The 19,140-nt window shown below is 41.8% G+C and carries 18 protein-coding genes and 3 pseudogenes; 9 read left to right on the forward strand and 12 right to left on the reverse strand.

Translation table 11 applies throughout. The annotated features are described in order from the left end of the window. Positions 1-16: 16 nt before the first annotated feature. Positions 17-664 (reverse strand): cupin domain-containing protein, encoded by a 648-nt coding sequence (locus tag BLO31_RS06910; RefSeq protein WP_070963858.1) that lies wholly within the window; start codon positions 662-664, stop codon positions 17-19. 84 nt (positions 665-748) lie between these two features. On the opposite strand from BLO31_RS06910, the gene BLO31_RS06915 reads away from it, so the two are divergent. The 4 genes from BLO31_RS06915 (at position 749) to BLO31_RS23740 (ending at position 4,527) form a co-directional block, all read left to right on the forward strand. After that, positions 749-1,684, forward strand: a complete 936-nt coding sequence (locus tag BLO31_RS06915; protein WP_070963861.1) for a Gfo/Idh/MocA family protein — start codon at positions 749-751, stop codon at positions 1,682-1,684. Positions 1,685-1,751: 67 nt separating this feature from the next. After that, positions 1,752-2,795, forward strand: coding sequence for a Gfo/Idh/MocA family protein (locus tag BLO31_RS06920; protein ID WP_070963864.1), 1,044 nt, complete (start codon positions 1,752-1,754; stop codon positions 2,793-2,795). Further along, the gene (locus BLO31_RS06925; RefSeq protein WP_070963866.1) at positions 2,761-4,284 is read left to right on the forward strand and encodes an ABC transporter substrate-binding protein; all 1,524 of its coding nucleotides are present in this window, start codon (positions 2,761-2,763) and stop codon (positions 4,282-4,284) included. The genes BLO31_RS06920 and BLO31_RS06925 overlap by 35 nt, the downstream gene beginning before the upstream one ends. 66 nt (positions 4,285-4,350) lie before the next feature. Next, the gene (locus BLO31_RS23740) at positions 4,351-4,527 is read left to right on the forward strand and encodes a hypothetical protein (protein ID WP_175443180.1); all 177 of its coding nucleotides are present in this window, start codon (positions 4,351-4,353) and stop codon (positions 4,525-4,527) included. 119 nt (positions 4,528-4,646) lie between these two features. Here BLO31_RS23740 and BLO31_RS06930 read toward each other — a convergent pair whose 3' ends face one another. Then, entirely contained in the window at positions 4,647-6,527 is a 1,881-nt protein-coding gene (locus BLO31_RS06930) for a methyl-accepting chemotaxis protein (RefSeq protein ID WP_070963869.1), read from the reverse strand. A gap of 396 nt (positions 6,528-6,923) precedes the next feature. On the opposite strand from BLO31_RS06930, the gene BLO31_RS06935 reads away from it, so the two are divergent. The 3 genes from BLO31_RS06935 to BLO31_RS24290 all read left to right on the forward strand — a co-directional run bounded on the left by BLO31_RS06935 (position 6,924) and on the right by BLO31_RS24290 (position 8,804). Beyond that, positions 6,924-7,715 carry a PhzF family phenazine biosynthesis protein gene (locus BLO31_RS06935; RefSeq protein ID WP_070963871.1) on the forward strand — a complete coding sequence of 264 codons (792 nt, stop codon included), beginning with the start codon at positions 6,924-6,926 and terminating at the stop codon, positions 7,713-7,715. A gap of 61 nt (positions 7,716-7,776) precedes the next feature. Next, complete coding sequence (locus tag BLO31_RS24285) at positions 7,777-8,442, forward strand: LD-carboxypeptidase (protein WP_245688408.1); 666 nt, start codon at positions 7,777-7,779, stop codon at positions 8,440-8,442. Between the two features lie 20 nt (positions 8,443-8,462). Next, positions 8,463-8,804, forward strand: a complete 342-nt coding sequence (locus BLO31_RS24290; protein WP_245688432.1) for a S66 peptidase family protein — start codon at positions 8,463-8,465, stop codon at positions 8,802-8,804. 134 nt (positions 8,805-8,938) lie between these two features. Here the strand turns inward: BLO31_RS24290 and BLO31_RS06945 are convergent, their stop codons facing one another. After that, positions 8,939-9,133, reverse strand: a complete 195-nt coding sequence (locus tag BLO31_RS06945) for a hypothetical protein (protein ID WP_070963873.1) — start codon at positions 9,131-9,133, stop codon at positions 8,939-8,941. Positions 9,134-9,629: 496 nt separating this feature from the next. Here BLO31_RS06945 and BLO31_RS06950 point away from each other — a divergent pair, with 496 nt between their 5' ends. Next, positions 9,630-9,986 (forward strand): YibL family ribosome-associated protein, encoded by a 357-nt coding sequence (locus BLO31_RS06950; RefSeq protein WP_070963876.1) that lies wholly within the window; start codon positions 9,630-9,632, stop codon positions 9,984-9,986. Positions 9,987-10,094: 108 nt separating this feature from the next. Here BLO31_RS06950 and BLO31_RS06955 read toward each other — a convergent pair. From BLO31_RS06955 to BLO31_RS06965, 3 genes and pseudogenes are all read right to left on the reverse strand, one after another. After that, positions 10,095-10,828, reverse strand: a pseudogene (locus BLO31_RS06955) (metallophosphoesterase family protein). A 126-nt stretch (positions 10,829-10,954) separates the two neighbouring features. Then, positions 10,955-11,470 carry a GNAT family N-acetyltransferase gene (locus BLO31_RS06960; RefSeq protein ID WP_070963878.1) on the reverse strand — a complete coding sequence of 172 codons (516 nt, stop codon included), beginning with the start codon at positions 11,468-11,470 and terminating at the stop codon, positions 10,955-10,957. Positions 11,471-11,562: 92 nt separating this feature from the next. Next, positions 11,563-12,096: a GNAT family N-acetyltransferase gene (locus BLO31_RS06965; RefSeq protein ID WP_070963880.1), complete on the reverse strand. Its 534-nt coding sequence runs from the start codon at positions 12,094-12,096 to the stop codon at positions 11,563-11,565. A 113-nt stretch (positions 12,097-12,209) separates the two neighbouring features. On the opposite strand from BLO31_RS06965, the gene BLO31_RS06970 reads away from it, so the two are divergent. Next, positions 12,210-12,794, forward strand: coding sequence for a histidine phosphatase family protein (locus BLO31_RS06970; protein WP_070963883.1), 585 nt, complete (start codon positions 12,210-12,212; stop codon positions 12,792-12,794). 389 nt (positions 12,795-13,183) lie between these two features. Here BLO31_RS06970 and BLO31_RS06980 read toward each other — a convergent pair whose 3' ends face one another. The 6 genes and pseudogenes from BLO31_RS06980 to BLO31_RS07005 all read right to left on the reverse strand — a co-directional run bounded on the left by BLO31_RS06980 (position 13,184) and on the right by BLO31_RS07005 (position 18,869). Beyond that, positions 13,184-13,828 (reverse strand): 2-dehydro-3-deoxy-6-phosphogalactonate aldolase, encoded by a 645-nt coding sequence (locus BLO31_RS06980; RefSeq protein ID WP_070963888.1) that lies wholly within the window; start codon positions 13,826-13,828, stop codon positions 13,184-13,186. Beyond that, positions 13,812-14,726 (reverse strand): 2-dehydro-3-deoxygalactonokinase, encoded by a 915-nt coding sequence (locus tag BLO31_RS06985; protein ID WP_070963890.1) that lies wholly within the window; start codon positions 14,724-14,726, stop codon positions 13,812-13,814. The genes BLO31_RS06980 and BLO31_RS06985 overlap by 17 nt, the downstream gene beginning before the upstream one ends. 18 nt (positions 14,727-14,744) lie before the next feature. Next, a pseudogene (locus BLO31_RS06990) lies at positions 14,745-15,889 on the reverse strand (mandelate racemase/muconate lactonizing enzyme family protein). Positions 15,890-15,899: 10 nt separating this feature from the next. Beyond that, positions 15,900-17,401: pseudogene (locus BLO31_RS25140) on the reverse strand (tripartite tricarboxylate transporter permease). Between the two features lie 3 nt (positions 17,402-17,404). Further along, positions 17,405-17,851: a tripartite tricarboxylate transporter TctB family protein gene (locus BLO31_RS07000; RefSeq protein WP_070963892.1), complete on the reverse strand. Its 447-nt coding sequence runs from the start codon at positions 17,849-17,851 to the stop codon at positions 17,405-17,407. 55 nt (positions 17,852-17,906) lie between these two features. Then, the gene (locus BLO31_RS07005) at positions 17,907-18,869 is read right to left on the reverse strand and encodes a tripartite tricarboxylate transporter substrate binding protein (protein WP_070963894.1); all 963 of its coding nucleotides are present in this window, start codon (positions 18,867-18,869) and stop codon (positions 17,907-17,909) included. Positions 18,870-19,140 lie beyond the last annotated feature (271 nt).

A 19,140-nucleotide genomic window follows, 5' to 3' on the forward strand; every position in this document is an offset into this window, starting at 1 on the left:
TTAAGTTAGACTTGAGTTAAGTTAGAATAGGTAGGTGATATTTTACCCACAACAAGGAATCATCGCTGAAAAACAAGGGTTCACTGTTTCCACTAGGGCAGCGAACCCAACTCAGAGCGGGAAACGCGTTATCACTGATACGAAGTTCCCCCGCTAAGATTAAAATTTCGGTTAAAGCGTCGGTATAAGCGGGCTTAAACATTTGACCCTGTTCGAAACGCTCTATCTGCACTACCTCATGGCTAAAGCGGTGTAAGGTTTGTATTACATTGGGGTAGCTAGGCCAATCGTGATAACGCGTGTTCATCCTTACCAGCTCACTGTCTTGCGGATGAAATTGATTGAGCTTTACAAATAAAACACACCCCATTTGGCTATATGGTGCATGGTGACTGCCGGGTGGGTTTCGCACATAAGTCCCCGCAGGGTAGTGGCCGTGATCGTCACTGAATGTACCACTAAGTACTAAAATTTCTTCGCCGAGGGGATGAAAATGACGCGGAAAGTGGGTGTTTGCACCATAGGTGACAATGCTAGTTACATGCCCTTCTTCAGCAGCTTCGCGCTCTAAAGGTTTACGCCATACCCCACTAGACGGACTGTTCTTCCACTCTTGTTTGTTGATATCGATAGCGATCAACTGAGAAAAATCCATGTTTAGCATTTACGACACTCCAGAAAAGCAGGACGGTTTTTGTTGCTAATAAATCCTAATGTTAGACTGGATTTAAGATAAGGAGAACTTGATATGAAAGTTGCGATTGTTGGTTTAGGGGATATTGCCCAAAAAGCTTACCTGCCGTTAATGACTCAAATGGAGGCGGTAGAACCTATTTTTTGCACTCGTGATGCTGAAGTGTTGGCTCGGTTACAGAAGCAGTATCGAGTGGACAAAGGCTATACTGACTATCGTCGACTTATAGAGGCCAAGCCAGATGCTGTTATGATCCACGTAGCGACGTCGGCGCATTGTAAAATTGCTGAGTTTTTCTTATCACAAGGCGTTCCGACGTTCGTTGACAAGCCACTGGCAGAGAATGCCCAGCAAGTTGAATCTTTGTACGAAACCTCAGCTCGCTATCGACAACCGCTGTACGTTGGATTTAATCGCCGTCATCTCCCTTTGTTAAATGAGTATTCTCCTGAGCTAAAGCAAGGCCAGTGTGGAAGTTTGCGCCACTTAAGGTGGGAAAAAAACCGTTTTAATCTCACCGGAGAACTACGAACCTTTGTGTTCGATGATTTTATTCATCCTTTGGATAGCATTAACTTAAGCCGAAAAGCAAGCCTTAATGATGTTTGGTTGAACTATCAAACGGACGGAAAAAAGTTATCGCGCATAGATATAAGCTGGCAAAGTGGGGGCACTTTGCTGCAAGCTTCGATGAATCGACTCAATGGCACAACCGATGAGCACATCTCTTTAGGCTATCAAAACGCAAATATGGATTTCATCGGATTTACCAACGGAACCCAGTGGCAAGACAATCAGCAAACCGCTATCGCCTTAAAAGATTGGACGCCTATGCTTGAAAGTAAAGGCTTCGGCGCAATGATCAGGCATTGGTTATCAGTGGTAGAAAATGGTCGCCTAGATACCGACATTATTGAGCGTAACATTGCGAGCCATCAACTTGCAGAAGCGATATGTCAGCAAATAGGTAAAACACTGAACAGAGTGTAAAACTGTTCAGTGTTTCAGTATTTCAATCCCAGCTAAGCTTTCTCTTTATCGCGGTAGAGGGAAAGTTATGAATCAAAACAAAGTTAAATGGGGAATTGCTGGACTGGGGAACATTGCTCACCGCTTTGCTGCGGATTTGGTGAATGTGACGGCCAATGGGGAGCTTGTCGCAGTCGCATCTAGGGAGCAGAGTCGCTCTGATGCCTTTGCCAAGCAGTACGGTGCAACAAGCGCTTACGGCAGTTACCAAGCACTGGCGGAAGATGAGAACGTCGACGCTATCTACATCGCTACCGTACACCCCTATCACAAGCCATTGGTTGAGCTTTTTCTCACACAAGGTAAGCATGTGTTGGTTGAAAAGCCTGCTTTTACCAACCTTGAAGATTGGTTGGAGATGGACGAGTTAGCAAAAAACAAGGGGCTGTTGTTGGCCGAAGCAATGAAAACCGTCACTTTCCCCGCTTATCGCAAGCTCAAGAATTTCTTGCTCAGCCGACCGATAAAAGTTGAACATTTACAAGCTGGATTTGGTTCTAAGCAGGAGTTTGACCCGAACTCATTTGTGTACAACCCAGCGTTGTGTGGTGGAGCGACCTTAGATATCGGTGTATACGGTCTGTGGCTCTATTTTGACCTCTGTTTTTCCCTTGGTTATGCTCCTCTGCTAGACGCTTCGTCAATACGTACCGAAAACAGGCAATCTAAAGTGGATGAAGATACCGTGTTTAATTTTGGTGGAGAGTTTGCCGCCAATATCCAAGCCTCATTGGTAAGAGATATTCCCAATTTTGCTCGTCTTACTGGCCCAGAGCTAGATATCACGATAGAAGGTAAGTGGTGGAACCCGACTCATATTAAAGTCAGATACCAAGATGAGTACTTTGAGATTGTCGAGCCCGCAAGAGGCGGTGGTTTTGAGTTTGAAATAACCCATGTGGGTGACTGCATACTCAGTGGAAAAAAAGAGGCCAGTTGGCTACCCATGACAGTAACGGGCAAAGTGATCGCGTTTACTGAAGGGCAACTGGCGAAACACGGCTATGGCTATCTAACGAGACAACCAAATCAGCACAATGAAAAATGTACGCAGAAAGCTAGAAATTTATGAAGCCATTTTTAGCCGCTTTGGGCTAGGGACCAGTACTTGCACTGTAGCGGAATTGGCCCAGATACTCCATTTCAGCGAGCGACATATCCAAACCGTATTGAAAGCCCTTCGTCAAGATGATTGGATTGAGTGGTTGGCGGAAAGTGGCAGAAGCAAACGCGCAAGTTTAAGGTGTAAGATTGAGCCAATCGACGCTTGTTATCAGTACGTCGACGCTGTTAGCGATGCAGGTAACGTCGACCAAGTACTTAATCTATTGAGCTTTGGCGGGCGAAATGCGAATACCGAGCTTAAAAGGTATATCAGTAAAACCGCTGATAGCACTGTAAAACAGGCTATTCTTCCTTTTCATCGAACCATTAATGAACTTCACCCCCTGCTAGCAATGCAGCGGACGGAGCGCTTTATCGTGACTCAAATATGTCAGCGCTTAACCAAAGTGGAAGACGGTGAGGTAAAAGGGGATTTAGCTCATCATTGGCAAGTAAACAGCGATGCCACTGAGTGGCGTTTCTATCTGCGCCGAGGTGTTGTCTTTCACGATCAATCACCCCTTACCAGCAAAGCTGTTGTCGAATGTCTGACGTCCATGATCGCTCATCCAAGGTGGCAAGGGGCCTTTACCCACGTTACCTCGGTAATAGCCACGAGTGATGACGAGTTAATAATAAAACTTAACCAGCCCGATTGGCACATTGGCCGACTGTTAGCACAGAGTGAGGCGTCGATTTTCCGCTTTAAAGATAAGCAACTGATTGGTAGTGGAGCCTTTCACCTTTCTGTCTGCTCGCAGAGCATGCTCAGGCTAGAGCGATTTACTCAATACAGTTCGGAGCTTGCGCTGTTAGATAAAGTTGAACTCTGGGTTTATGCGGATTGGGCCAACGATAAACAGTGTGCCCAAAACCAAATTAATATTCGCTTACCAGAGGTAATGAAGACTATTTCAGGAAGTAGCACTGCTCAGTTTTGGGCGATTAGAGGAAATCGCCAAAAGCACATTGATGCTTGGTTAGAAACGCTGAAAAAATCGGAGTGTAAAACCAAAATAAGCTTTGAAAACAATAATGAATGCAAAGCGACTATGTTGGAGCATTGCCATCAAACATTGCCCTCCCATTGTACTGAAGTCAGTTATGGCAACTACCAAAACGACGTTGATGTGATGTTTTTAAGTACGTTAGAACAAGACGATTCACTGGCGGCTATGTTGAGTTTCCTCTACTGTTTTCCGTTCGAAAATAGCCTTTCAGATCAGCAGCTTCGACAGTTTTTCCAGAAAAGATTAGAGATCAGGTCGTGTGGCAATGCCACAAAGGCGTTAAGCAAAGTCGGTGATTTGCTGCAATGGTTGCAAGAAGAAGGGGTTTTAAAATCACTTAAATTTCAGCAATTTCAGTTGTCTGTTTCAAGTACCTTGTTTGGGGCTGAAATAAATGGCTATGGGTGGTGTGATTTAAGCAAATTATGGCGTTCTTCAACGAGCTAACTAACCATCAGCTGCCTATAATTACAAAGGGTATCTTGAACAAGCCCTAAGCCTAAGGAGGCAAGGATGGAACTTCGCAATAACAAAGGTGAAGTCACTCACGTGGCAGACAACCTCACTCTCAAAGAGATCGAAGATTTGGGCTTTACCATCGATCTCGTTGACGAGAAATTTGACCCAAACGAGCATTGGCAATCTGGAATGGAAAGGGATGAGGATCCACTTAGTAACTTTAAGTTCTAGATAGCGTTAATAAAATAGTGGCTGGAGGTTAGCTACCTCCGGCCTTTGTTTTTTAGTTAGAGTTGTGAATATCACTGAAAAAGAAAACGGCACCTTGAAGGTGCCGTAACTAGGCTTGATTAAACTATAAACAGATCTAGCTCTTTCTTTTGAACGCTAGCGATCTGTGATAACTCAGAAGAGGCCTGAAGGATTTCGTTGATGCCTGAAACATTTTTCTGAACAAGATCAAAAGCTTGTGAGGTGTTCTTTGAAATGTCTTCTGTGACACTGAACTGCTCTTGTGCGGCAGTAGCTACGAGTGCGTTGACATCAGAAATGGATTCGACAGAACGGGTAATATTTTCAAAAGAAGCTTTTACATTGTCTGCAAGCTGAACAGATTGCTCAATCAATTCAACATTGTGAACCATATTATCTTGAGCTTTTTCAGATTGGTTCTGCAGCTTTTCGATGATTTCTTGGATGCTAACGGTTGAACTTTGTGTTTTCGAAGCTAGGGTGCGCACCTCATCTGCAACAACGGCAAAACCACGACCTTGTTCACCAGCGCGTGCCGCCTCAATTGCAGCGTTAAGCGCAAGCAAGTTGGTTTGCTCAGAAATAGAGTTGATCACTTCTATTACGGTGCCAATTTCTAACGCATATTGTCGCAAATCATTCACTATTTGGGCGCTGCCGTTAACCGACTGACTGATAGAACTGGTTAAGTTGATGTTTTCTTCTAAGGTTTGCTTACCAGAGTTGATGTGTTGTCTCGCGCCTCTTGCTTCTTCATCGGCAACAATCGCTTGTTGGCTGACTTCTTGAGAAGTGGAAGAAAGCTGACTAATTGCTGTCGAAATCTGTTCTACTTGTGATAGTTCGTCATGGGCGTTGTTCTTGGTTTCATTCATGGTGACATTGAGTTGCTGTGCCGCAGAAGAAACGTTTTCAGAGATTGAGTGAGTGTTTTTAATAAGTTCAGAAAGCTGATTGGAAAGCTGGATAAGAGACAAATAGATGCCAGACTCTTTACCAGTTTCTCTCAAGTTTAATTTAAAATTACCTTGTGCCATCTTTTTCATAAGTGACGCGATTTCGCTTGGCGTACCGCCGACGGGCTTGAGAACCAGTTTATCGATTAGGTAAAGTAAGACCAAGATGGATAACAACAAGAAGCCAATACCAGTGGTAATGGAAGTGGTTAGCTGTTCGCTAGCACTTTCTTGTATTTTTTCATCAGTGGCAAAGTTGACGACACTCCAACCACTTACCTCAATTTTACTCCCAAATGCGGTAAACTTAACGCGGTTTCCATTAATTTGAGCGGTATAGGAAACTTCTTCCTCTCCCGTTGCAAATATTTTGTATTTTGGTCTTTCTTGATTGATATTTTTACCAAAAAGTTCTGGGTAAGGTGCGAATAATATGATTCCAGTTGGAGAATATATAAAAGTATCTTTCTTTTTTGATAAAGAACTAAATATAGAGTCAACTTTAATCGTACTCATAATAGCAATATCATCAGTTAATCTTAAAGATATACTTACGACAGAGTTACCTGTTGTAGAAGAAGTAAAAGGTTCAGAAACAAATCGTTTTTTTCCCTCCACAAATAACGCTTGATAGTAAGAACGATTGAGAGATTTTACGTTGGTACCCAATTGCTCCCCACCACTGTGGTACAGATCCCCGTTGCGTCTAAAAAGATAGACACCATCACTGGTTTCACCCTGAATATTTTTTAGTGCGATCAACTGGGTAGATGCATAACCAGAGAGAGTATCGCCAATAACATCAGCAGAAGAAATTTTGACGGAGGAGAGGTTGCTGAGATAGGTTTCGAATTTCTCATCCAAAAACAGTTCAACACCGTGATTGGTTTCTTTAACTATTTGCTTAGTTAAGTTGGAGCTCTCTGATTGGAATGCGTGATAACTGATTGCGATAAGAGTGATAATGACGCCCGCGATTAATGTGCCAAGGACACTCATCAAGTGTAATTTAAACTTACCCATATTATTCCTTTTTTCTTCTATTCTTAAAAATATAACAATTAATAAACTTACCTAATACATTGTTTAACATGCCATTCTATTCCATTTGGAACTGAAGCATTGATCACAGGAATAGTATCTATTTCTTACTTTATTTTAATAAATTGATCTTGATAATTATTAATTTGATTATCTATTTTAAAGTTGAGATTTTTAATTTAGTGGCACATGAAATCTACTTGTGATTTTTATTGTAAATAGTGATTTATATCCACTAAATTAAAGTTGGTTTTGAGTGTTTTATTAGAAAAAATATTTTTTAATAATTACGTGATAATTAGAACCTTGCCAAACTTCTTTAATTTCCAATGTGTTGCCGTTACTCTGTATTGATTTTGTTAACAACAAGAGCAAGTTATGGAACTGGACATCTATCAAGTTGATGCATTTGCACAACGCCCCTTCGAAGGCAACCCCGCAGGCGTATGCATTGTAGAAAGTGCTTTATCTGAACAAATGATGCAGAAGATTGCCGCAGAAATGGCCGTCTCGGAAACGGCATTCTACTGTTCTAAAACACAAGAACTTCGCTGGTTTACCCCAGAGATAGAAGTGGCGTTATGTGGACATGGCACTCTGGCCGTTGCTCACGTATTGCAACAGCTTGGACAAGCAGAAGAAAGCATAGTTTTTGAGACAAAATCGGGCCCATTAAGTGTCGCATTTAGCGCGTCTCAGATTGAGATGGACTTTCCACTGCCTAGGTTAAACAAAGAAGAAAATGAAAACCGCTTCCTCAAACCGCTTGGAATAGCAAAAGACGAAGTGGTTTGTTCGTATTCTTTCGATAATAAACTAATGATAGTTGTCAAAAAAGACGTTATAGTACAAAAACTTACGCCAGATTATTCTGCTTTAAAATCTTTGCAAGGGCGTGGAATACTAGTGACGGCTTTGAGTTCTGACTCAAACCTTGATGTGATTTCCCGTTATTTTGCACCTTGGGTCGGCGTTAACGAAGATCCGGTCACGGGGTCTGCGCATTGTGCGCTTGCCCAGTATTGGTGTGCGGAACTGGAACAATCAAAACTTCAATGCTTTCAAGCATCGGAACGCGGTGGAAGGTTAACCGTCACCAAGCTTAACTCGCAAAGAGTTTTGCTCTCTGGGCAAGCTGTGACCACGTTGAAAGGTAAGATGTATTTATAGGGCGTATTGGTAGAAACTCTCGCTAATCAAATCTTGTACTCAATGCAATAAGGAGAAAACAATGAGTCGTATTATGTATCCTTCCCCATTGACCAAAGGGGACAAAATTGCCATCACCGCACCGTCATCTGGTGTGCCGACAAAGGTGCATGAACGACTGGATAAGGTGCTAAATTTTCTGAGGCTTCAGGGCTTTGAGGTAGTAGAGGGCAACTGTCTTAGAGAGAACCATCAGCACGTTAGCGCAAGCGCAGAAAAGCGTGCAGAAGAGTTAATGAGTTTTTTAACTGATGATTCTATTTCTGCGGTCATGCCACCGTGGGGTGGTGAGTTTGCAATGGATCTATTGCCATTACTCGATTTTGAAAAGTTGAAAAACACGCGACCAAAGTGGATCTCTGGTTATTCGGATACCAGTACGATTTTAACCGCTATCACTACGCTAGCTGGGTGGGCAACATTACACGGTACAACTTTGATGGAGCGTCATCCCAATCAAGAAGATGACCTAAGCCAAAGCATGATGTTTGCCCATACCTTAAAGGCGGGCGACTCCATTTTACTTCAAGCGTCAACTCATTATCAGAAGCAAGGGAAACCTTTTGCGGAGTATCCTGACTGGACATTTAATCTGACTGAGAAAACTCAATGGAAGCGCACCGGTTTGAAACATGGCGCTTTTAGTGGGCGTTTAATTGGTGGTTGTTTTGACATTATGCTCACCTAGTTGGTTCGCCTTATTTTGATATCCACGCATTTCACAAACAACACGCAGATAAGGGGTTAATTCTGTATCTGGAAAACGTAGAGATGTCGGCAACCACTTTAAAGCGTGCGTTAATGGCGCTCAAATACAAAGGTGTGTTCGAGCAAATCAACGGTCTTTTAATTGGTCGTAATGCAGTGGTTGATAGTGAAGAACAACCCCTTAGCAGTGAACAAGCAATGTTAGACGTAGTATCCAACCTTCCCATTCCAGTTATCTATGACATGGATATCAGTCACCTTCCTCCCAATTTAACGTTAGTTAACGGAGCGATTGCTCATGTAGACGGAGACAAGGACCAAATAACGCAGGTATTGGATTAGGTTAGTTCAGTTAAAGAGCTTCAGATGCCCGATGGCATCTGAAGTTGATGTGTTCTAGTTTTGTTCTCCCATACGCGATTTAGTCAATTGAGATAACGGGTGAGCATTGGCGAAGAACCATGTTATTCAAAGGGTTAAAAGCGCTTTTTGTAAACACCATCAAACGACAGTAGCTTAATCTCAAGTCGCGCACCGAAGTATCGGACCTTAATGATGGGCTCTTCTTTGCCACTTAGCTTTTTGGCTAATGCTTCTAGAATTTCTGCCATAAAGTCCTTCACGGGTTGATCCGCTCGTGCCAAATATTGCTCTATTTTTTGCTGTGTCATTTTGCACCTAATTAAAGTGTGACTGGTCTTTTAGCCATTTTTAACATTGGGTTTAGAGGCTTTCAGAATCGATAATCAAGCCTAATGAACCTACTATTTACAAAAGAATGTCCAATTCAATATTAAGTGAGTGAGCACTAACAAGCTTTGCAACACTTATCCTTGGCTCGTTTTACTACTACTTCCGCTTAGTAGTGAAGTGGTTTCTCACTACTAGTGGCAACAGTCCGAACAGTATAAGTAAAGCTTTGTTAACGCTACTAGGGCTAATAAATTAATTAACAAATCAATGTGCTAACTTGTTTTTCAATGAATACGAAGCAAAAAAGATGTGTGGAAAAAATTCAAATAGTAGGAACATATTTTCGCATTAGCTTATGTTAAAGACCGATGATGTGGGTGCTCAAGAAAGGCAAAAAACAGGGTACTGGAGAATATCGTGTGTTGGCTTAGACTGTGATATAGTTCGTGCCCCGCTAATTTAGAGAGAAATAAGATGAACCCGAATAAAGAGATACAGCAGCTAAAGAACCGCCTAGATACCTGCCAGCGTAAACTAGATGCTGCCAAATCTCGCGGAGATCAACCGATGATCTCTAAGTTTACGGATGAAATTGACACCTTGACCAAGAAGGTCAGTCGCCTTAAGCACAAGCAAGAATACGATTTGAACAAAGAGCGCAAATCACTACTTGATATGCCTTTTTCTCGCGAGCTAACAAAGAAAGAGCAAGCGGACCTTGGTAAGCTGAAAAAATCAGTGAAAGGTTTGGTTGTTGTTCACCCTCTGACTAAAATTGGTAAATCACTGCGCTTAGATGCAATGACGGGTTTTGCGCCAAAAGAGTTTTAAAAAGTTATCAGCCGTGAAGTGGCTGTTACGACATAAAGTGTGACTCGGTAAAACGAGACAAAAGGCAGCGATAACGCTGCCTTTTGTGTTGATTTAGCAGGGAAGTTATCAAACTGAAATCAAACTTACTGCTTCTACTTCAATTCTATTTTCAAACAGTGTTAATCTGGCGAAACCAATGTCCTGACTGCGGTTGTATTCAGGGATGGAATGGTCAAAGCCGTAAGCCGTTGCTGGAGCCATGTATTGGGTTACTCCTCTGCTTGTCTCAACAATAGTGGCGTGTCCGTGACCACATATGACTTCTTTTACCCCTGTTTGTGACAAGATCTCGATAACTGTCTCGTCGTTTTCCAAACAGATGGCTTGCATCCAGTCCGAACCGACCCTAATAACAGGGTGATGAATCACTACGATAGGTTGCAGAGATTTTCGTATTTGCTTTTTGAGTTTTGATAGCGAATTTCGGTTTACTCGGCCAGAGCCAGGGGAAGTGATGGGTCAATTGGCTTTTGGCTCGAATCCACAAACAGAAAGTCTCGTGTGCCGATCCTTGCTTTGTCAGTAACGCGAATATTGGTGTTTTTAAACTCGTTGATCATTAAACCCAAGTCGTCGTGATTCCCTGCGATGGCATAAATTGGCGTGTCTGTTATAAAGCGGTCAACGAACTTAGCAAGTTTTAGGTAGTCACCTTGTTTGGGGGAGCAGCATAGATCTCCAGTCATTAAAATCGCATCACAACTTTTTGATTCAGAGATCGTTTGAAGGGCGAACTCTACATTCTTGTAGCTGGTTTCATCACTGAGATGACAATCGGTAATTTGATAAACAACAGTCATAATCTGAGCTGATAATCCTTAATAGAGTTTAAGCCGATAGCATGTCTGCAAAGGACTTGCTTGGCAACAAAAACGATGGTGGCAGGTGACGGATACGAGATAGGGCAAATATTTATCAGAAGGGGATCAAAGCAATAACTGATAGATGTATAGCCACTGGTTTGGATTGGGTACATCCATGGTGTTTGTCACCTTTTGGAGTTGCTTTGCCCCCACTTTTTCAAGCAACTTAATACTGGGCAGATTAGTCTCTAAGCAATGGAACTCGACACACCTTATGCCATACTTCTTCTTCAATACTGGCAAGATCACATCCAGAATCTTATGAATAATCCCTTGCCCACATGCGCTATCCGACAACCAGTATCCAAGTTCACAGGCTTTAGCGCGGTTATCTATATGTTTAATCCCAAAAACACCACAGAAGGCACCGTGATTCAAAATGGCAAACCACTGCGCTCCGTTGTCCTTTTGCGATATTCGCCTAGTGATGTATCGCTCTGCACTGTCAATGGAGATGACTTGTTTTTCCCATGGCATAGATAGGGAAAGATTGTCTCTGCTGCTATCGACACACTGAAATAGTTCGGGTGCGTGCTTCAAGCAAAGAGGAGTGAGAACGATAGAAGCGTTGATGATCAATAGATGTCCTTAAACCAAGACGATATCGGATTTAATAGTTGAACCGTATTAGTATCTTTACTTTGCCGAACGGTCGTCATTTGTCAGTTGAATCAATGGTTAGCAATTTTAGAATAGATGACAATATCGTCGAGTTCTCCGCTAGGCAACTTACGTGCTCGGCGCAGCGTTCCTTCGTATTGGTAGCCATGTCGCTTTGCAATTGCCAAGCTTTTGAGGTTTGATTTTGCTGCTTTGATTTCAAGCCTTTGCGCACCTAACTCTTGAAATGCGTACTGTTCTACTGCTTGAACGGCTTCGGTTACATACCCTTTTCCATGATGTTCCGTACTAAGCCAATAACCCATTTCGAAAAATGGAATTGTCTTGTCTCTAATGATCAAACCAATTAAACCTAAGAATGTCATCGACTCTTTTTCGAATATCGAAAAGCGCAGCTCTTTTTCAAAATTTTGATAGTTATCGATAGCTTTAAGGGTACTCTCAATGGTCGCTTCGTGAGTTAAGTTGTCGGGAACCCAATCTAGATATTTGCCTAGTTCGTGCTGACTTTTAATAATGGCGTCAAGTAAGAGTGGCTGATGCTCTATTGCTGGCGGTAATAGGAGTAGTCTCTCTGTTTCCATTTTAAGTCCTTGGACGTTGAGTTTTATGCCTTCAAGATACTAGGTTTATATTTTATTTGAATCAATAACTTAATATAATTTGAATTAACTGTAGTTAATGTAAGGGTATTAGATTGAAAGTTGTTATTATGCGCCACGGCCGACCTGAGATGGATCTCGATATGCTGAAAAAAACCAAAATGAGCAGTGAAGCTGTAGGAAATATTGTCGTTGAGTACGAAGATGTCTCCTTGGCCACAGATTCATTTCCCACCAGCGCAGCACTAAACATAGCAAGTCAATGTAATGCCTCTGTAAGCAGTGACCTAACCCGAGCGATTGAATCGTCTCAGCGATTAAACGTTGGCGATGACCACGCCACAATGTCGATCTTTCAGGAGTCAACCATGCCTTATTTTGAGTGGAAGAAACCCAATCTTCCCTTTTTTACATGGGCGTTGACGTACCGCTTGCTATGGCTATTGGGCTTTGCAAAAAACGGTGAGTCTATCCGTATCGCAAAGCAAAGGGCGCGTGAGTGTGCCGATTATATCGAGAGCCGAAGTGCCGAATGCGGAACGCTTTTGGTGGTAGGGCATGGCATTATTAATCGACTGATCATGACAGAACTAAAAAAGAGAAAATGGACACTTTCGGAGAGCAATGGTGACGACTATTGGTCGTACCGAGTCATGTCTACCGACTTATCTGCTAGCTGATATCTATGGTGGCTGAGGGTGACATAGTCGTACCGACTGTCCCTTGTGCCACCTTGCCTAAATGCAATCGAGGTTAGATTCCCTATGCAAGGTGATTCCGATTTTCTCGAGCAACCATTCCATCTGTATTATTTATAAGAGCGTCGAGTTTGTTCGTCAGGCCTTTTATTTGGTCAAAGAGTTCTCTACATCCTTTGTCAGTATTTGGATTAGCTTAAATAAACTCAACGTTCTTAACCCGATAGTCTTGCAACAAAGCGTTTTTAGAGCGCAAGCCTTATCGGAAGACTGATAATAGGTAAGAATCAAATTATTATTTTCAGCAAGCAACCTAGCTGTCTCTGCTCCAATACCTTTACTTGCACCAGTGATTAAGTAATTTGCCATAATTAACCGCCTAACGAACAAGTTTCGTTATATGCGTGAATAAACTGTTGTGCATTCTCTCTAATCTCTTTATCAGAAAGGTTAGGTGAATAAAGAGAAGCACCAAGCCCAAATCCATCGATACCGATATCTAGGTATGGTTTCAGGCATTCAACATTAGGGTTAATGCCCCCTACAGCGAAACAGAGAGCTTCCTTAGGCAATACAGACTTCAAAGCTTTCACACCGCTGATACCTAGTATGGTGACTGGAAATAGTTTAATTCCAGTTGCGCCTGCTTGAAGTGCATTAAATGCTTCTGTGGGAGAAATCACGCCTGGGTAGACTTGACAGCCTGCCTCGACACCAAGTCGAACAACACGCTCGTTAAAGTTAGGTGTAACAATCAATTTAGCACCCGTTGCGATAACTTGTTCTGCTAACTCAGGCGTGGTTACAGTACCTGCCCCTACTAAATAGTTATCTCCAAATTCATCGACCATTAGCTTGATACTTTCAAGCGCATCAGGGGAGTTTAACGGTACTTCAATCGCCTTGAAGCCAGCTTCAATTAGAATGTTACCAATGCGTAGTGCGTCACTTGGCTCGATTCCACGCAGAATAGCGATCAAAGGTACATCAGTTTTTGGATTAAATTGCAGTGTCATTTTCAATTTCCTGTTTAATTAGTAGCATTCCGTCAATGAAGCACTCATCTCCGCTATATAACTTGCTCGTCTTGTTCGTGGTATCGCACGCCAATTGATAGCGGCTGCATAGTTTTTCATTTCCAATCAAATAGGCGGACGCACTATCTAGCTCTTTAAGTTCACTTCCAATGAGAATTCCAGATAAGAAGTCATCTACCTCACTATCTTTTATTTGAGTAAATATTTTTGCTGTTCTTGCTTTAAAGATTTGGCTAGTTGCGCCACCACTTTGACCAGATTGCACACCTTTAACAAATGCAGAGAGTGATTGGTTTTGTACAGGAAGATCTCGGCCTATGATGGTGTGCTCTCTGATAGCAGAAAACAATTCACCTGTCATATACGAATTGAACCGCACTAACTGCTTGCCTTTAACTAAAACGTGTTTGCTATGCGTGCCGGGTAAAATTGCAGAGAATGAGTCATTATTTACTTTGTTGATAAGGCCAAATATTTGAACTTCTTCCCCCCGCATTACATCGAACTCGCCGTTGTCCGCTTCATGACTAATTCCCGGAACAATGTAAGATTTTGCTCCCCAAGGCAACGTGAATACATGTGTTTTATCTGCCAGCTTGCTTATACTGGTCGGTGTATTTACATAAGGAACGTCAATCCAACCGTTTGCACTTCCGACCATTCCAGCCATATAGACTGGAAGCTCTTGATAACCCAGAATCCATGACTCGAGAACGCGTTCGAGCTCATTTGCAAACAAACCGTCATATACTTGCTTCAAGCCTATTGGCAGCTCGATTTGTGCATGAATGTCATTTTTATGATTGATTGCGAAGGCCCTGAAGTTAGTCGTGCCCCAATCAACAATTAGAAAGTCGATATCTTTTTTCAATAACATGCAATTAGATCTCTCTGATCAATTTATTTTGTATTGTTTGATAATGTCAGTATCAACATCCACACCAATACCCGGCTTTGTTGGGATGGTTACTTTTCCGTCTGCGTAGTAAATACCATCGAAAATAAGCTCCTTTCTAAATGGATGAGAAGACTGATCAAATTCCAGCATTGGTTCGGTAGGGTTTAGCGATAACGGATTACATGGAATCGAAGCGATAAACTGCAAAGAGGCAGCAATACCAACTCCTGTACCCCATACATGAGGGATTAATGTTGTGTGGCTAGCCTGAGCCATAGCGGCTATTTTTTTGCATTCAGTAAAACCACCACTCGAACATAAGTCCGGTTGAATAATGTCTAATGAACGTTTTTCGAGCCATGGCCGATAGCCCATTTTTCCGAAAACTTGCTCTCCAGCAGCAATTGAGTTGGAGAGTTTGCTCGAATTTCTTTGTAACCGTCGATATCTTCGGGGGCAAGTAGCTCTTCAAGAAAGAGAAGGTTGTATTTTTCAGTCTCATTAATCAGCTTACGTGCTTGAGCCACATTGTAAGCACCGTTTGCATCCGCCATAATTTTAATATCGTCACCAACAACTTCACGTATCTCTTTTATTAGCTTAATATCCTCTTCAATTCCAAAGCCGATTTTGAGCTTAAACGCACTAAAACCATTCTTAACATGGAGCCTGGCTTCAGTTAGAGAGTCTTGTGGATATTGCCCATCAGCAACACGGTAGAAGCCCGTTGCATAAGGAGTGACTTCATGCCTAAATGCACCGCCCAGCAATTTATGAACCGGTTTGTCGAGTGCTTTTCCCAGAATGTCCCAAAGGGCAATGTCAACACCACTCGCCGCATTGACCGTTGCACCGCTTTGACCAAATGGACGTGACAGGTTGTACATCTCTTCCCATAGACACTCAACATCAAATGGGTCGCGACCAATTAACAGAGGCCTATAGCTGTGTTCAATTATCGAAGTCGCAATCATTGGACTCTGTAAGCCATGACAAAGCGATTCACCATAGCCAATAATTCCTTCGTCAGTAACAATTTCAACAATTACGGCACTTCGGATTTTTGCCCACCCTTGGGAAAAATAAAATGGATTGTCCAGTGGGACTGAAATTGCATGTGGAATAACGTCTATAATTTTCATCTAATTCTCCCTAAGCTATTGTTCTCACGTTTTTTTGTTGCTTGTTCACAACTTTGTTTTTGATAATCGGGAAAAGCAGTGAAACGATGATAAGAATAAAGAACGTCCAACAGATCCCAGTAGATAGGAATGTCGAATAATCTCCACGAGACATGAGAAGAGCACGTCTAAAGTTGCTTTCCGCCATCGGGCCTAAAATCAGACCTAAAATGACAGGAGAAGATGAGATATCGAGTTTCTGGAAGAAATAGCCCACAATGCCGAAGAACAGCATGACAACAACGTCAAACATGTTGTTATTAAGAGCGTAACTACCCACAAAACACAGCAACATAATGGTTGGGACCAATACTGGTTTAGGAACAGAAAGAACCTTAGTGAAAATTCGAACTGAGTTTAAACCTAGGATAAGCATGAATACGTTAGCAACCAATAAACCAATAAAAATGGCATAAACTGTTGATGCATCGTTTTGAAAAAGAAGTGGACCCGGTTGAATGCCCTGAACAGTTAGAGAACCAATCATTATTGCCGCGACCGCATCACCCGGCACACCAAGACATAACATTGGGATTAATGCGCCACCCGTTACACCATTATTAGCGGCCTCTGGTGCGGAAACGCCTTCTGGTGATCCTTTTCCGAACTCTTCAGGCTTTCTTGAAATACTTTTAGCTTGTCCATAGGCAATAAATGAAGCGATATCAGCACCAACCCCAGGAATTGTGCCTACAAATGCACCTAAGCTGCCAAAAGGTATACTGTTTTTGATGATAAGTTTCCAGTCGGAGCCTTTTGGAAGAGCACGTTTGATTTTTCCTGTTGCCTTGCTTTTTACATTGATCTCTTCAACACCAATGAATGCTTGAGACATGGCAAAAAGACCTATCATCACAGGAATGAAGTTAATGCCAGAATACAAATTAATGTTGCCAAAAGTAAAACGTAGGTACCTGTAATGTCGTCCAATCCAATCGTGGCTACAAGCATGCCTAAAAAACCACTAATGAGACCAAGAAATAGTGATTTCCCAGAGATAGAAGAGATAATACATAAGCCAAAAATTGCTAGCATAAAGAATTCTGGAGCGCTAAATTTTAAAGCAAAATCAGCAAGAATCGGGGCAATTAAAATTAGGAAAATACAGCTAATTAAGCCACCAATAAATGAACTTATCGTCGAGATACCAAGCGCTCTTCCTGCTTCGCCTCGCGAGGCCATTTTATAGCCATCAAGCGCGGTTGCTGCTGATGCGGGTGTTCCTGGAGTATTGAGTAATATAGCTGCTAAGGAGCCGCCATATACTGCGCCCACATAAACACCGATTAACAACAGAATGCTTTGAACCGCTTCCATTCCGAACGTTAATGGCAGAACAAGTGCTACCCCCATAGTGGTCGTTAGCCCAGGCAAACAACCTATACACATGCCACCAGCGACACCTACCAGAAGGTACAAAATTACGCTTGGTTGTAGTACCAAATTCAATGCTTCAATTAACATTTTTAATATACCTTAAAATAAGACGCCAAAACGAAATGGAACATTTAATGCGTAATTAAATACGCCATAAACTATGCCTACAATAGCGAATGAAAATATCAGTCTTTTAATGATTGAGAAGTTTCCATACCAAGAAATTAATCCAAAGGCTAAAGTTAATGAACTCACTACAAAACCAATAGAATTCATACAAATAAAATAACCAACAAGAATTGCCATTGTTATATAGACTCTTATGTTGTTATTGTTAAATAACTCTAGAGTATCACTATTCTTGTTTTTAAAAGTCTTAACTAAAAAAATAACACCTGAAAGTAACATGGAACAAGAAATAACAATCGGCCATACTTCTGGTCCCGGTGTTCCTTTACGAGAGTCTGGTAATTCACTAGATAAATATAAAGCGCTTAAAGATAATAATATAAAAACTATCGCAGCAACTAAATGAGCTTTACGCATAATTATTGTCCCAAGTAGTTGAGGCTTACTCCCGTTGAGTAAGCCTCGCAGGTGTTTACTGGTTAAGCTCTAGCTTCGTGATTAACTTTTTAAAGAAGATGTTTTCACGTTCTAGCTTATTAGCAAATTGTTCCGATTTGATTATTTCAATATCGTTGTTGGTATTTGCCATAAATGTTTTAAATGTATCCGTCTCAACAGCTTCTAAGATTGCATCAGTTAAGAAGTCAACGGTTGTCTGAGGCGTACCTTTAGGGACCATGTAACCACGCCACGTACCAATGACTACATCGTATCCAAGCTCTTTAGCAGTAGGAACGTTTGGTGCGTCTTTTAGACGGTTTGGCGCAAGTACAGCAAGTGATCGTAACTTACCAGCTTCTACTTGTGAGGCGACTTCAGCGTAAGACACTGAAACAGCGTCTAGGTGGTTTCCAAGTAGAGCAGTGATTGCAGCAGAAGAACCTTTGTAAGGAACATGAGTAAATTGTGTACCAGCCTGCACTTCCAAGCCTGCACCAGCTAAATACCAAATACTGCCTGTACCTGAATTACCAAACAGTAGATTGTTGTCGTTAGAACTTTTGATAAGGTCTTCTAACGTTTTATATGGTGAGTCTGTTGGTACTGTAATTGCGGCATAACCAGAGTTTACAATGGCAAGAGGTATCAGCTTTTTGTAATCGAGATTAGCGCCGTAACCTTGGTGTGGAAGCATCACAAGCTCAGGAGCAACCATACCTATAGTTCGACCATCTGGCTTACTGTTTTGAGCATAAGACATACCAATTGCACCAGCACCGCCTGTGCGGTTTTCTGCTGCAATACCTTCTGGGAATTTATCTTTAAGCGCTTCAACAAGTGCGCGGCTTACGCTATCTGAACCACCTCCTGCAGAATACGGTACAATTACTTTCACAGGTGCATCAGGGTAAGTAGTAGTTGCAGCAGCTGTTGTTGCAATAGCTGCGCTTGCGATAACAGCAGACATTAATACATTTTTTAAAATTTTCTTCATTATCTTGACCTTATTACATTCGGAAGAAGCTTCTTCGGCCTCGTATAGGGTTTATTTAATGTTATTTAATTAATATCCTAATATTAATTAAATAACAAAGGTGTCAACTGAAAAACTCAAGCTAAATTAGCTCGTTCAGATATTAATTCAGAGGTTTATTTAGTTGCTCTGAAATTTTAATAATGTAGATGTGGGAGGTTAAAATCGATGATGTTAAAATTTATTAAACACTTGAAAATCATCATTCAATTCAAGCTTTTATATTTGTGGT

Origin of the sequence: Vibrio sonorensis, from assembly GCF_001854765.1 — a bacterium.
Lineage (GTDB): Bacteria > Pseudomonadota > Gammaproteobacteria > Enterobacterales > Vibrionaceae > Vibrio > Vibrio sonorensis.

Excerpts from the sequence above, each read along its gene's own strand:
- BLO31_RS06945 (WP_070963873.1), bottom strand. The coding sequence starts at position 9,133 with ATGACACAGCAAAAAATAGAGCAATATTTGGCACGAGCGGATCAACCC.
- BLO31_RS06920 (WP_070963864.1), top strand. The coding sequence starts at position 1,752 with ATGAATCAAAACAAAGTTAAATGGGGAATTGCTGGACTGGGGAACATT.
- BLO31_RS06925 (WP_070963866.1), top strand. The coding sequence starts at position 2,761 with ATGAAAAATGTACGCAGAAAGCTAGAAATTTATGAAGCCATTTTTAGC.
- BLO31_RS07000 (WP_070963892.1), bottom strand. The coding sequence starts at position 17,851 with ATGCGTAAAGCTCATTTAGTTGCTGCGATAGTTTTTATATTATTATCT.
- BLO31_RS06915 (WP_070963861.1), top strand. The coding sequence starts at position 749 with ATGAAAGTTGCGATTGTTGGTTTAGGGGATATTGCCCAAAAAGCTTAC.
- BLO31_RS23740 (WP_175443180.1), top strand. The coding sequence starts at position 4,351 with ATGGAACTTCGCAATAACAAAGGTGAAGTCACTCACGTGGCAGACAAC.
- BLO31_RS06930 (WP_070963869.1), bottom strand. The coding sequence starts at position 6,527 with ATGGGTAAGTTTAAATTACACTTGATGAGTGTCCTTGGCACATTAATC.
- BLO31_RS06950 (WP_070963876.1), top strand. The coding sequence starts at position 9,630 with ATGAACCCGAATAAAGAGATACAGCAGCTAAAGAACCGCCTAGATACC.
- BLO31_RS06935 (WP_070963871.1), top strand. The coding sequence starts at position 6,924 with ATGGAACTGGACATCTATCAAGTTGATGCATTTGCACAACGCCCCTTC.
- BLO31_RS24285 (WP_245688408.1), top strand. The coding sequence starts at position 7,777 with ATGAGTCGTATTATGTATCCTTCCCCATTGACCAAAGGGGACAAAATT.
- BLO31_RS06910 (WP_070963858.1), bottom strand. The coding sequence starts at position 664 with ATGCTAAACATGGATTTTTCTCAGTTGATCGCTATCGATATCAACAAA.
- BLO31_RS06985 (WP_070963890.1), bottom strand. The coding sequence starts at position 14,726 with ATGTTATTGAAAAAAGATATCGACTTTCTAATTGTTGATTGGGGCACG.
- BLO31_RS06965 (WP_070963880.1), bottom strand. The coding sequence starts at position 12,096 with ATGGAAACAGAGAGACTACTCCTATTACCGCCAGCAATAGAGCATCAG.
- BLO31_RS06980 (WP_070963888.1), bottom strand. The coding sequence starts at position 13,828 with ATGACACTGCAATTTAATCCAAAAACTGATGTACCTTTGATCGCTATT.
- BLO31_RS07005 (WP_070963894.1), bottom strand. The coding sequence starts at position 18,869 with ATGAAGAAAATTTTAAAAAATGTATTAATGTCTGCTGTTATCGCAAGC.